The sequence below is a fragment of the Amycolatopsis thailandensis genome (genome assembly GCF_042723255.1).
Lineage (GTDB): Bacteria > Actinomycetota > Actinomycetes > Mycobacteriales > Pseudonocardiaceae > Amycolatopsis > Amycolatopsis thailandensis.
Genome location: NZ_JBHXJK010000195.1, coordinates 1 through 12,227 on the forward strand (window position 1 = coordinate 1; position 12,227 = coordinate 12,227).

11 protein-coding genes are annotated in these 12,227 nt (G+C 70.2%); 8 read left to right on the top strand and 3 right to left on the bottom strand.

From position 1 onward, the window contains the following. Positions 1 to 253 precede the first annotated feature (253 nt). The 5 genes from hutH to hutI are packed head-to-tail and all read left to right on the top strand — an operon-like array spanning position 254 to position 7,072. Positions 254 to 1,780: a histidine ammonia-lyase gene (gene hutH, locus ACFWMR_RS39990; RefSeq protein ID WP_378382157.1), complete on the top strand. Its 1,527-nt coding sequence runs from the start codon at positions 254 to 256 to the stop codon at positions 1,778 to 1,780. Positions 1,781 to 1,783: 3 nt separating this feature from the next. Further along, positions 1,784 to 3,436, top strand: coding sequence for a urocanate hydratase (hutU, locus tag ACFWMR_RS39995; protein WP_378382158.1), 1,653 nt, complete (start codon positions 1,784 to 1,786; stop codon positions 3,434 to 3,436). Continuing rightward, on the top strand, positions 3,433 to 4,629 hold the full coding sequence (locus tag ACFWMR_RS40000; RefSeq protein WP_378382159.1) for an allantoate amidohydrolase: 1,197 nt from the start codon (positions 3,433 to 3,435) through the stop codon (positions 4,627 to 4,629). The genes hutU and ACFWMR_RS40000 overlap by 4 nt, the downstream gene beginning before the upstream one ends. Further along, a complete protein-coding gene (locus ACFWMR_RS40005) occupies positions 4,626 to 5,921 on the top strand; it encodes a formimidoylglutamate deiminase (protein ID WP_378382160.1) in 1,296 nt (431 codons plus the stop codon). Before ACFWMR_RS40000 ends, ACFWMR_RS40005 begins: the two co-directional genes overlap by 4 nt. Beyond that, positions 5,909 to 7,072, top strand: a complete 1,164-nt coding sequence (gene hutI / locus ACFWMR_RS40010; protein WP_378382161.1) for an imidazolonepropionase — start codon at positions 5,909 to 5,911, stop codon at positions 7,070 to 7,072. Before ACFWMR_RS40005 ends, hutI begins: the two co-directional genes overlap by 13 nt. 28 nt (positions 7,073 to 7,100) lie before the next feature. On the opposite strand, the gene ACFWMR_RS40015 is transcribed toward hutI, so the two are convergent. After that, positions 7,101 to 7,859, bottom strand: a complete 759-nt coding sequence (locus ACFWMR_RS40015) for a hypothetical protein (RefSeq protein ID WP_378382162.1) — start codon at positions 7,857 to 7,859, stop codon at positions 7,101 to 7,103. Beyond that, a complete protein-coding gene (locus ACFWMR_RS40020) occupies positions 7,856 to 8,065 on the bottom strand; it encodes a hypothetical protein (protein WP_005168441.1) in 210 nt (69 codons plus the stop codon). Before ACFWMR_RS40020 ends, ACFWMR_RS40015 begins: the two co-directional genes overlap by 4 nt. A gap of 124 nt (positions 8,066 to 8,189) precedes the next feature. Between ACFWMR_RS40020 and ACFWMR_RS40025 the strand changes: the two genes are divergently transcribed. Next, positions 8,190 to 9,794: a sensor histidine kinase gene (locus tag ACFWMR_RS40025; RefSeq protein WP_378382165.1), complete on the top strand. Its 1,605-nt coding sequence runs from the start codon at positions 8,190 to 8,192 to the stop codon at positions 9,792 to 9,794. Continuing rightward, positions 9,769 to 10,443 carry a response regulator transcription factor gene (locus ACFWMR_RS40030; protein ID WP_093936170.1) on the top strand — a complete coding sequence of 225 codons (675 nt, stop codon included), beginning with the start codon at positions 9,769 to 9,771 and terminating at the stop codon, positions 10,441 to 10,443. The genes ACFWMR_RS40025 and ACFWMR_RS40030 overlap by 26 nt, the downstream gene beginning before the upstream one ends. Here ACFWMR_RS40030 and ACFWMR_RS40035 read toward each other — a convergent pair. Further along, complete coding sequence (locus ACFWMR_RS40035) at positions 10,388 to 11,509, bottom strand: FAD-dependent monooxygenase (protein ID WP_378382163.1); 1,122 nt, start codon at positions 11,507 to 11,509, stop codon at positions 10,388 to 10,390. The two genes, ACFWMR_RS40030 and ACFWMR_RS40035, sit on opposite strands and share 56 nt — an antisense overlap. 43 nt (positions 11,510 to 11,552) lie before the next feature. On the opposite strand from ACFWMR_RS40035, the gene ACFWMR_RS40040 reads away from it, so the two are divergent. Continuing rightward, positions 11,553 to 12,098, top strand: a complete 546-nt coding sequence (locus ACFWMR_RS40040; RefSeq protein ID WP_378382164.1) for a TetR/AcrR family transcriptional regulator — start codon at positions 11,553 to 11,555, stop codon at positions 12,096 to 12,098. The last annotated feature ends 129 nt before the right edge of the window (positions 12,099 to 12,227 follow it).

Consider the following 12,227-nt stretch of genomic DNA (forward strand, 5'->3'; position numbering starts at 1 on the left):
GGTCCCTTGCTCTCCTTGATGGCGACTGTGTGGATTTCGGTGCGTCCAACGCAACAAAATCCACACGGTCAGTAGGCGCGGTTACCCAGCGTGTGTGGTGTGTGGAAATAGGGACACTCAACGTCCCTATTTCCACACACCCCCTGCCCGCGATAGCAAAGGTCCCTTGCTACCGCGTGGTGTGTCTTGGATACCAGACACAACCACCGGTTGGGGCCGCCCACCAGCGGGCATGGCGTTGTCCAATGGGGCTATGCCGGAAACCGTACTTCTGGGGTCAGAACCGCTTCGGCCCGAACAGGTCGTCGCGGTCGCCCGTGACCACTCGCCCGTCGCGGTCAGCGAAGCGGCCGAGAAGAACCTCGCCGCGACGCGTCAGCACATCGACGACCTCGCCCATGCCGAGACGCCGACGTACGGCGTTTCGACGGGCTTCGGTGCGCTCGCCACCAGGCACATCCCGCTCGAGAGCCGCACCGCTTTGCAGCGGTCGCTGATCCGTTCGCACGCGGCCGGCGCTGGGCCGGTCGTGGAGACCGAGGTCGTGCGGGCGCTGATGCTGCTGCGCCTCCGCACCCTCACCAGTGGCTACACCGGCGTCCGGCCGAAGACCGCGCAAGCGCTCGCCTCCCTGCTCAACGCCGGGATCACCCCGCTCGTCCACGAGTACGGCTCCCTCGGCTGCTCCGGCGACCTCGCGCCTCTGGCCGCCGTCGCGCTGGCGCTGATGGGGGAGGGCGAAGTCGAGTACAACGGCGAAGTCGTCCAGGCCGGCGTCGCGCTGAAGCACGCCGGGATCGAGCCGGTCGTTCTCGCGGAGAAGGAGGGCCTAGCCCTCACGAACGGGACCGACGGCATGCTCGGCATGCTCCTGCTGGCCGCTGCCGACCTGCGCAAGCTTCTCGACACGGCTGACATCACCGCGGCGATGAGCGTCGAAGCGCTCCTCGGCACCGATCGCGCCTTCGCCGCCGACCTCCAGGCCCTGCGCCCGCACCCCGGACAGGCACGGAGCGCCCAGCGGATGTGGACGGCGCTTCAGGACTCGAAGATCGTCGAGAGCCACCGCGGCCCGGACTGCAACCGTGTCCAGGACGCGTACTCCCTCCGCTGCGCGCCCCAGGTGCACGGCGGCGCACGCGACAGCCTCACACACGCCGAACTCGTCGCGGAGCGTGAACTTCACTCCGCGGTCGACAACCCGGTCGTGTTGTCCGACGGCCGCGTCGAGTCCAACGGCAACTTCCACGGCGCCCCGGTCGCGTACGTGCTCGACTTCCTCGCCATCCCGCTCGCGGACGTCGCGAGCATCGCCGAGCGCCGCACCGACCGGATGCTCGACAAGGCCCGCTCGCACGGCTTGCCGCCCTTCCTCGCGTTCGATCCCGGTGTCGACTCCGGCCACATGATCGCCCAGTACACGCAGGCCGCGGTGGTCAGCGAACTCAAGCGCCTCGCGGTGCCGGCGTCGGTCGACTCGATCCCGAGCAGCGCCATGCAAGAAGACCACGTCTCCATGGGCTGGTCCGCCGCGCGCAAACTGCGCAAGGCCGTCGAGGGGCTCAACACCGTCCTCGCCATCGAACTGCTCACCGCCGCGCGCGCCCTCGACATGCGCGCGCCCCTGGTCCCGTCGCCGGTCACCGGCCGGGTCCGGGATCTCGTCCGTACCAAGGTCGAGGGCCCCGGCCCCGACCGTCATCTGGCGCCGGAGATCGCCGCCGCCGAAGAACTCGTCGCGTCGGGTGCCGTCCTCGCCGCGGCCCAACTGGAGGTCTGAGCCATGACCCGCACCGTCCGTGCCGCCCGAGGCACCACGCTCACCGCGAAGAACTGGCAGACCGAAGCCGCGTTGCGGATGTTCCACAACAACCTCGACCCCGACGTCGCCGAGCGCCCGGAGGACCTGGTCGTCTACGGCGGCACCGGCAAGGCCGCCCGCAACTGGGCCAGCTTCGACGCGATCACCCGCGAACTGACCACTTTGGACAGTGACGAGACGCTGCTCGTCCAGTCCGGCAAGCCGGTCGGCGTGTTCCGCACGCACGAATGGGCGCCGCGGGTGCTCATCGCGAACTCCAACCTCGTCGGCGACTGGGCGACGTGGCCGGAATTCCGCCGCCTGGAGGCCCAGGGCCTCACCATGTACGGCCAGATGACCGCGGGTTCCTGGATCTACATCGGCACGCAGGGAATCCTGCAGGGCACCTACGAAACCTTCGCCGCTGTCGCCAAGAAGCGTTTCGGCGGGACCCTCAAAGGAACGCTCACCGTCACCGCCGGACTCGGCGGCATGGGCGGCGCGCAGCCGCTGGCCGTCACGATGAACGACGGCGTCGCGCTCGTCATCGAATGCGACCCGCAGCGCGCCCACCGCCGCGTCGAGACCCGCTATCTCGACGAGGTCGCCGACGACCTCGACGACGCGATCCGCCGCGTGGAAACCGCCAAGAAGGAGAAGCGCGCGCTGTCCGTCGGCGTCGTCGGCAACGCCGCCGAGGTGCTGCCGGAACTCCTGCGCCGCGGTGTCGAGGTCGACATCGTCACCGACCAGACCTCCGCGCACGACCCGCTTTCCTATCTGCCCAAGGGTATCGGCGTCGACGAGTGGCAGGACTACGCGGACAAGAAGCCCGACGAGTTCACCGAACGCGCCCGTGAGTCGATGGCGGAGCACGTCGAGGCGATGCTCGGCTTCCTCGACAAGGGCGCCGAGGTCTTCGACTACGGCAACTCGTTGCGCGGTGAGGCGAAACTCGGCGGCTGCGAGCGCGCGTTCGACTTCCCGGGCTTCGTACCCGCCTACATCCGCCCGCTGTTCTGCGAGGGCAACGGCCCGTTCCGCTGGGCGGCGCTGTCGGGTGACCCCGAGGACATCGCGGCCACCGACCGCGCGATGCTGGAACTGTTCCCGGAGAACGAATCCCTCGCGCGCTGGATCCGCCTCGCCGGTGAACGCGTCGCCTTCCAGGGACTTCCGTCGCGGATCTGCTGGCTCGGCTACGGCGAGCGGCACCTGGCGGGCTTGCGCTTCAACGAGATGGTCGCCAGCGGTGAACTGAAGGCGCCGGTCGTCATCGGCCGCGACCACCTCGACTCGGGCAGCGTCGCCTCGCCGTACCGCGAGACCGAAGGCATGGCCGACGGTTCCGACGCGATCGCCGACTGGCCGTTGCTGAACGCGCTGGTCAACACCTCCTCGGGCGCCAGTTGGGTGTCGATCCACCACGGCGGCGGTGTCGGCATGGGCCGCTCCATCCACGCGGGCCAGGTCAGCGTGGCCGACGGAACCCTGCTGGCCGCGCAGAAACTCGAACGCGTGCTCACCAACGACCCGGGAATGGGCGTCATCCGGCACGTGGACGCCGGCTACGACCGCGCCGCCGACGTCGCCGACGAGCGAGGCGTGCGCGTGCCGATGCGGGACGCCGAGTGACCGCGTCCTCGCTGCTGGAGGAGATCTCGGACGTCGGCCGCGACCCGAAGCGCGGCGGCTATTCCCGCCACGCTTTCGACGCGGCCGAAACCGAACTGCGCGCGTGGTTCGTCGAGCGAGCCGGGAGGTTGGGACTGGGCGTCGAGACCGACCGCAACGGCAACATCTGGGCTTGGTGGGGCACACCCGGCCCGGACGCGGTCGTCACCGGAAGCCATCTCGACTCGGTGCCCGGCGGCGGCGCCTTCGACGGCCCGCTCGGGGTCGCGAGCGCGCTCGACGCGGTGGAGATCCTGCAGGCCAAGGGTTTCCGCCCCGCCAAACCGTTCGCCGTCGTGGTCTTCGCGGAGGAGGAAGGCGGCCGCTTCGGTGTTCCGTGCCTCGGCTCGCGGCTGCTGACCGGCACCATCGACGCGGACAAGGCACGCGGGCTGCGTGACCCCGACGGCATCACGTTCGCCGAAGCGGCGGCGAAATCCGGTTTCGATCCCGAACTCGTCGGCCGCGACCCGGAGCGTCTCGGCCTGATCGGGCGGTTCCTTGAACTGCACGTCGAGCAGGGACGCGGACTGATCGACCTCGGCTCGCCGGTCGCGGTCGGCAATACGGTGATCGCGCACGGACGATGGCGATTCTCCTTCCATGGGCAGGGAAATCACGCCGGTGCGACGCTGATCGGCGATCGCCGCGACCCGATGATCCCGGCGGCCGAGACCGTCCTCGCCGTGCGGAAACTCGCGAAGGCGACGGCCGACGCCAGGGCAACGGTCGGCAGGCTCGTACCGGTTCCCGGCGGTACCAACGTCATCGCGTCCACTGTGGACCTTTGGCTGGACGCGCGGGTTCCTGGCACGAGCACGCCCGAACTGGTCGCGGAGATCGCGAAACTCGCCGAGGAAGCCGCCAGTCAGGAAGGCTGCCGGGTCGAGGTCACCAGGGAGTCCTACTCGGACGACGTGATCTTCGACGACGCGCTGCGCCGCGACCTGGGCACCTGGCTCGGTGGGCCGCCGGAGCTGCCGACCGGGGCCGGGCACGACGCGGCGATCCTCGCCGGATTCGTCCCGTCCGGGATGCTCTACGTGCGCAATCCGACCGGGATCAGCCATTCCCCGGAGGAGTTCTCGGAGGCGGAGGACGTCGACCACGGCGCCCGCGCGCTCGCGGACGTCCTGGAGAAACTGTCGACATGACGACATATTGGTGTGAGCGCGCGTGGTTGCCGCACGGGATCGCCGACGCCGTCCGGATCGAGGTCGACGGCGGGAAGATCACTTCCGTGACGGCGAACGCGCCGCGCGAAGGAACCGTCCTGAGCGGACTGACGTTGCCGGGCTTCGCCAACGGGCATTCGCACGCGTTCCATCGCGCGCTGCGTGGCCGGACGCATCATGACCGCGGGACGTTCTGGACGTGGCGCGAGCGGATGTATTCGCTCGCGTCCCGGCTGGAGCCGGATTCGTACTATCGCCTGGCGCGCGGGGTCTACGCCGAAATGGTGCTGGCCGGGTACACGAGTGTCGGCGAGTTCCATTACCTGCACCACGCGCCGGGCGGAAAGCCTTACGCCGAGCCGAACGCGATGGGTGAGGCGCTGCGGCAGGCCGCCGCGGACGCCGGGATCCGGCTCACGCTCCTCGACACGTGCTACCTGGCGGGTGGCATCGGCACCGAGCCGGACGAGGTGCAGCAGCGCTTCTCCGACGGATCGGCTACGAAATGGGCGCAACGAGTCGGCGACTTGCGTGCGGGGGAGACCTTCCGGGTGGGTGGGGCGATCCATTCGGTGCGTGCCGTTCCCGAAAATCAACTGTCCGAAGTGGATCGTGGCACCGGACCGCTGCACATCCATCTTTCCGAGCAGCGGGCCGAAAACGAGCAATGCCTGGCGGCGTATGGCAGGACGCCGACGGAGCTGCTCCACGACCACGGGGTGCTCGGCGATCGGCTGACCGCGGTGCACGCGACACATCTGACGCCGCTCGACGTCGAGCGGCTGGGCGCGGCCCGGAGTCGCGCGTGTTTCTGCCCGACGACCGAGCGGGATCTCGGTGACGGGATCGGCCAGGCGCGGACGTTGCTGGACGCGAGGGTGCGGCTGTGCCTCGGCAGCGACAGCAACGCGGTCGTCGACGCGTTCGAGGAAACCCGGGCGCTGGAGCTGAACGAGCGGCTCGCCAGCGAACAGCGTGGCCGGTTCTCCGCGGAGGAACTTCTCTCGGCGGCGACGGATCACGGGGCGATCGGCTGGGACGAGGTCGGCGAGCTGGCCCCGGGCGCGGGCGCCGATCTGGTCACGGTCGGGCTCGGTTCGGTGCGGACCGCCGGGATCGAGCCGTCCGGGGTGGTCTTCGCCGCGTCCGGCGCGGATGTGCGGAATGTCGTCGTCGCTGGGCGTGAGATCGTCCGCGATGGCGCGCATCAGCTGATCGACCGGCCGGAAACGGTCTTGGCCAAGGAGATCGAGGCATTGTGGCAGTCCTGATCACGGGTATCGGCGAGCTCACCACGAACGACGCCGAGCTGGGCAAACTCCGCGACGCGGCCGTCGTCATCGAGGGCGAAGAGATCGCGTGGGCCGGCCCGGCGGCGGACGCGCCCGGCGCGGACGAGCGGATCGACGTCGGCGGCCGTGCGGTGCTGCCTGGCTGGGTGGACAGCCACACGCACCTGGTGTTCGCCGGTGACCGGACGGCCGAGTTCGAGGCGCGGATGGCCGGGAAGGCGTACAGCGCCGGTGGTATCGCGGTCACCGTCGACGCGACGCGGTCGGCGTCCGACGAGCAGCTCGCGGCGAACCTGCGGCGACACGTCGACGAAGCCGCGAAGCAGGGCACGACCTGCCTGGAGACGAAGACCGGCTACGGGCTCAACGTCGAAGACGAGGCACGGTCGGCGCGGATCGCCGCCGAGGTGGCCGACGAGGTCACGTTCCTCGGCGCGCATCTGGTGCCGCCGGGCGCGGACGCGGAGTCCTACGTGGACCTGGTGTGCGGCGACATGCTCGACGCTGTGGCGCCGCTCGTGCGATGGGCGGACGTGTTCTGCGAGACCGGTGCGTTCGACGAAGCGCAGTCCGGCCGGGTGCTGAAGGCGGCGCGGGAACGCGGTCTCGGGTTGCGGGTGCACGGGAACCAGCTGGGGGAGGGGCCCGGGGTGCGGCTCGCCGTCGAGCTGGGGGCGGCGAGTGTCGACCACTGCACGTACCTGAGCGAAGCGGACGTCGAGGCTCTCGCTGCTTCGGACACCGTCGCGACGCTGTTGCCGGCGTGCGACCTGTCGACCCGGCAGCCGTTGGCGCCGGCGCGGCGGCTGCTGGACGCGGGGGCGACGGTCGCGCTGGCCAGCAACGCGAACCCGGGCAGTTCGTACACGACGTCGATGGCGTTCTGCGTCACGACCGCGGTGCTGCAGATGCGGATGACGATCGACGAGGCGGTGTGGTCGGCGACGGCGGGCGGCGCTCGCGCTCTTCGGCGTGACGATGTGGGCTTCGTGCGGCCTGGGGCGCGAGCCGACCTTCAGGTGCTGGAGGCGCCTTCGACGACGCACCTGGCGTACCGGCCCGGGGTGCCGCTGACGGCCGCTGTGTGGAGGCGCGGGGCGCTGTTGACCAGCGGTTTCGCGCCAAAGTGATAGCAAAGGTCCCTTGCTCCCCCGGCGGTCAGGAGGCCTGGTCGAGGGTCTCCTGAACCCGCTCGCGCAGGGCGGGCGGGAGTTCGTCGAGCAGGTGGGACCACTGCTCGACGCGCTTCTCGCTCAGGTGGGTGAGCAGGTCGAGCACCGGCGCCCACAGGTCCTCGTCGGCGGCCGCGACCTGCAGGAGACCGCGGAACCGGGCCTCGGAGAGCAGGCCGAGGACGTGATCGATCCGGCTCTTGTCGTCGAGGACGAACGCGATCCGGATCAGGGCCTTGTCGCCGATCACGCCGAGGGCCCGGCGCACCGTCGGGTCGGGCAGGTGGCCGACGAAGCGGCCGACGGTGATCCAGTCCTCCCGGCGCACCAGTTCGTCGGCGACCGCGACGACGGTGTCGAGTGGGATGCGCGCGATGATCGCGCTCGCGCGGCGCGGGTCCAGTTCGGCCGCGACGTCGGACAGGAACTGCGGCTTCAGGCGCTTCGCGACGTCGACGCCCCGGGAGACGTCCACGAGCCCGGCGATCCGCGCGCACAGAAGCGGGCCGAAGACCTTCTCGGCGATCTTCGCGAGGATCGGGCTCGGGACGAGCTTGCTCGCCATCGCCATCCGTTCGAGGGCGGCGAGGTTGGCGTCGAACAGCGTGTCCGTGACCTGCTCGCGGAACGCCTGGAGCTCCGCCGCGTCCACGTTCTCCAGGTAGGAGAGCCGTTCGGGGCTGATGCCGAGGACACGGGCGAGTTTGAGGATCTCCGCCTGCGCGGCGAAGTTTTCGGTGGTCACAGGCCCACCACCTTGCGGATGGTGCCGCGCAGAAGGGCGGGTACGTACTTCAGGCCCTCTTCGCCCGCCTCGGCCAAAGCCTTGGCCTGACGGTGGCGCGCATCGCGCAACGCGTCGGAGAGGTCCTGCTTTTCGTTGTCGGCCAGCGCTTCGATGCCTGCCGGGACAGGACCGCCTAGCTGGCCGGTGAGTGTGCGCTCGGCCATGGTCGATCATCATGCCTCATGAATCCGGCGGAGACCCGATGATCGGGGGACCTTTACTTTCGTCCATGGCGGACGGTTCGGCGCGACTTGTAGCGTCCAGCCCGTGAAGGACGTTGAGGAGCCCGTGCGGCGCGGGCGGCGGCTGATCATGGACGTCGCCCTGTGGCTCGGGCTCTGTGGCTGGGTGGTCATCGACGCCGGATCCAGCACGAGGCCCTGGGAACTGTTCGCCGGGCTCACCGCGACCACCGCCGCGGTCGCCCTGTTGCGCCGGTACCCGCTGGTCTCGCTCGGGATCGCGATGGTCGCCAGTTTCGTGGTCATGGGCAGCTTCGGCGGCCGCGTGCCGGTCTGGGAAGGGTTCGTCCTGGTCGCGGTGAGTTACCTCGCCGGCTACCGGCAGCCGGTCGCGAAGCCGATGTTGCGCCTCTTCGTCGTCGTTTCGCTGATCGCGATCCCTGTCGCGCTGGCGTGGAGCAGGGACGGGTTCGCGTCCTGGGGCGCGCTGCTCGGTGTCCTGGTCTTCGCGTCGGTGACGCCGTGGCTGATGGGCCGGTACATCCGGCAGCGTGAGGACATGGCGCGCGACGGCTGGCGCCGCGCCGAGGAGATGGAGAGCCGTCAGCGCCTCGTCGCCGATCGCGCGCGGCTGCGCGAGCGCACCCGGATCGCCAGCGACATGCACGACTCGCTGGGCCACGAGCTGAGCCTCATCGCGGTGCGCGCGGCGGCGCTGGAGGTCGCGGGCGGGCTCGACGAGCCTCAGCGGCAGGCCGCGGGCGAGCTGCGGCAGAGCGCCGCGACGGCGACCGAGAGGCTGCGCGAGATCATCGGGGTCCTGCGCGAGGACGACGCGCCGACCGAACCGGTGCACGAGAGCATCGACGACCTGCTCGACCGCGCCAGGGCGTCGGGCGTGCTGATCGAGTCCTCCGTGGACGGCCCGGTGGACGGCGAGCCGCGGATGGTCGACCGCGCCGCGTATCGCGTGGTCCAGGAATCGGTCACGAACGTGGTGAAACACGCGCCGGGGGCCGCCGTCACCGTCCGGGTCACGCGTTCGGCGGGACGGACGGACGTCGTGGTCACCAACGCCGCGCCTCCCGCGGGACCGCTGCCGGGCAGGACCTCGGGCAAACGGGGCCTGATCGGACTGCGTGAGCGGGTCCGGCTGGTCGGCGGGACCTTGCGGGCAGGCCCCCACGACGGCGGATTCGAGGTCGGCGCGACTTTGCCGCACGACGCGGCACCGTCGGAGGAATCGCCGGAGAGTCAGGCGGCGATGGACGCCGAGGTGGGGCAGTCCATTTCGGCCAGGGAGCTGGAACGCGCCCGCCGTGACGTCCGGCGCAGCCTGATCCAGGCGATCGTCGTGCCGATCGGGCTCTTCGGCGTGGTGGTCGCGATCAGCGGGAGCGTGTTCCTCGTCCAGTGGTACCGCTCCGTCCTGCCCGGCGGCGACTACGACCGCATCCGGACGGGCCAGACGCGGGCGGAACTCGCGTCCGTCCTGCCCGGCGCCCAGCGGATCGCGCGGCCACGCGTGGTGGAGCCGCCGGTGCCCGCCGGGGCGACCTGTGAGTACTACGGCACTGAGCGCACTGTGTTCAACTTGAACTACGAGGCTTACAGGTTGTGCTTCGCCGCCGGGAAACTCGTGGCGAAGGACGTGATCACCGAAGACGAGCAAAGGGGGAACCCGGATGATCCGGGTGGTGCTGGCCGATGACGAGGCGATGATCCGCGCCGGGGTGTCGGCGATCTTGGCGGCGGACGCCGGGATCGAAGTGGTCGCGGAGGCCGAGAACGGCAGTGCCGCCATCGAGCAGGTGCGCGCGACCAGGCCGGATGTCGTGCTGCTGGACATCCGGATGCCGGTCATGGACGGGCTCAAGGCCGCCGAGGAGATCCGGCGGCTGCTGCCGGAGATCGGCGTGATCATGCTGACCACGTTCGGCGAGGACGCCTACATCGAGCGCGCGCTGGGCCTCGGCGCGAGCGGATTCCTGTTGAAATCCGGTGATCCCCGCGAATTGCTCGCGGGGATCCACGCTGTCGCCGGTGGCGCGGCCTTCCTCTCGCCGAAGGTCGCGCAGCGGGTCATCGCCCGATTCTCCGGCAACCAGGTGTCACGTGCCGAAGAAGCGAAGACGCTGATCGGCAAGCTGACGCCGCGCGAGCAGGAAGTGCTGGCACTCCTCGGTTCCGGACTGTCCAATGCGGACATCGCGGCGAAGCTGTTCGTCGTCGAGGGGACCGTGAAGGCCTACGTGAGCACGATCCTCAACCGGCTCGGTGCCCGGAACCGGGTGCAGGCGGCGATCACGGCGTACGAGGCGGGACTGGTCGGCGGGGAACGGGAGGAATCCAGCCGCTGACGCCGGCGCCGATACGGGCGGTGAGCGCGCCGGGGAGCAGGCGGAACACACCGTTCCGGACGGCCACGGCGAGCGGATTACGCAGCTGTGGCCCGATTTTCCCGGCTTGGACAGAGGCTTTGACGACGCCCTGGCTGCGCGGGCGGCGTTGCTCGTCGTAATTCTTCAGCGCCGTGTCGATGTCATCGTCGGTGCTGAGCGCGGCGGCGAGGACGACGGCGTCTTCGATCGCCTGGCAGCCGCCTTGGCCGAGGAAGGGCGGCATCGCGTGGGCCGCGTCGCCGAGAAGGGCGACGCGGCCTTTCACGTATGAGGGCAGGGGAGTGCCGAGCAGGTAGAGATCGTGGTGGAGCAGCGTTTCGGGCTCTGTCGCGTCGATGAGCGCGGGGATGGGTTCGTGCCAGCCGCCGAAGCGGTTCTTCAGGTACGACTTCGGGTCTGCGTGCCGGATTCCCGCTTCGGCGACGTAGCTCGCCCACCAGTAGACGCGGCCGTCGTGCAACGGGATGACGCCGATCTCGGCGCCGTCGTCCCAGCTCGTGCTGAGCTCGACCGGGCGCGGAGGGGCGGTCACCGCGCGGAAGGCGGTGCTGCCGCTGTAAACCGGCTCGGGATGCCGTGGCCACAGCTTTTTCCGGACGCCGCTGTGGATTCCGTCGGCGGCGACGATGACGTCCGCGTCGAGGTCGTCGAGTCCGGTGACCTCGGTGCCGGTGCGGACGCTGCCGGTGGGCAGGGCGTCGCGGAGCGCGTCGATGAGATCGGCGCGGTGGATGGCGGCGAGCGGGCGGCCGTGGTGACGGCGGAACGCCTCGGCGTCCCACCGGGTGATGCGGCGACCTTCGCGGTCGTGGAGGCCGCCCGACGACTGTTCCCGCAGGTCGCCGAGGCGGATGCCCAGTGTTTCGAGCGAACGCAGGGCGTTCGGCCACAGGGAGATGCCGGCGCCGACGGCGGTGAGCTCCGGGGCTCGTTCCAGGACGGTGACCTCCCAGCCGATGCCGTGCAGCCCGATGGCCGCGGTCAGTCCGCCGATTCCTCCGCCGACCACGATCGCTTTGCGCATGTGGACCTCCTCTACATGTGTAGAGTACTACTACACTTGTAGAGTGCGAAAGGCGACGATCGGGGACGCGGCCATCGAAGTGATCGCGGCCGAAGGGATGCGGGGGCTGACGCATCGCGCGGTCGACCGATTCGCCGGGCTGCCGTCGGGGTCGACGTCGTATTACGCCCGGACACGGGCGGCGCTGCTCGAGCTGGCGATCTCGCGGATGGTCGAACTCGACGACGTCACCCTCGATCCGCCGCCCGGCGGGCTGGCCGAGTACGTGGCGGGGTTCGCGCACGCGGCGATCACGGGTGGGCGGACGCGGATGCTCGCGCGGTACGAGTTCGCACTGGAGGCGACGCGGCGGCCGGAGTTGCGCGAGGCGTACGACCGCGGCGGACTGGTGATCCGGCGGCGGTGTGCCGAGGTGCTGGCCGACCGCGGCTCGGCGGAGCCGGAGCGGCACGCGCGGGTGCTCGTCGCGTGGCTGGACGGGACGATCTTCGACGCGCTGGCCGGGACCGGCTCACTGCGGCCGCCGGGGCTCGCGGAGCTGACGACGGGGGCGCGGGAGGTGCTGGCGGGGCTCGGGGTGGCGGGGTAGCAGGGGACCTTTGCTATCGCCGGGGGCGCTGACCTGCGGTTTTGGCGGGGAAGGGAGCAAGGGACCTTTGCTGTCGCGAGGGGGTGTGTGGAAATAGGGGCGGTGTATGTCCCGGTTTCCCCACACCCC

What these genes read in the sequence shown, in the direction of transcription:
- hutH (WP_378382157.1), top strand. Translation starts at nt 254, where the DNA reads ATGCCGGAAACCGTACTTCTGGGGTCAGAACCGCTTCGGCCCGAACAG.
- hutU (WP_378382158.1), top strand. Translation starts at nt 1,784, where the DNA reads ATGACCCGCACCGTCCGTGCCGCCCGAGGCACCACGCTCACCGCGAAG.
- ACFWMR_RS40005 (WP_378382160.1), top strand. Translation starts at nt 4,626, where the DNA reads ATGACGACATATTGGTGTGAGCGCGCGTGGTTGCCGCACGGGATCGCC.
- ACFWMR_RS40020 (WP_005168441.1), bottom strand. Translation starts at nt 8,065, where the DNA reads ATGGCCGAGCGCACACTCACCGGCCAGCTAGGCGGTCCTGTCCCGGCA.
- ACFWMR_RS40030 (WP_093936170.1), top strand. Translation starts at nt 9,769, where the DNA reads ATGATCCGGGTGGTGCTGGCCGATGACGAGGCGATGATCCGCGCCGGG.
- ACFWMR_RS40035 (WP_378382163.1), bottom strand. Translation starts at nt 11,509, where the DNA reads ATGCGCAAAGCGATCGTGGTCGGCGGAGGAATCGGCGGACTGACCGCG.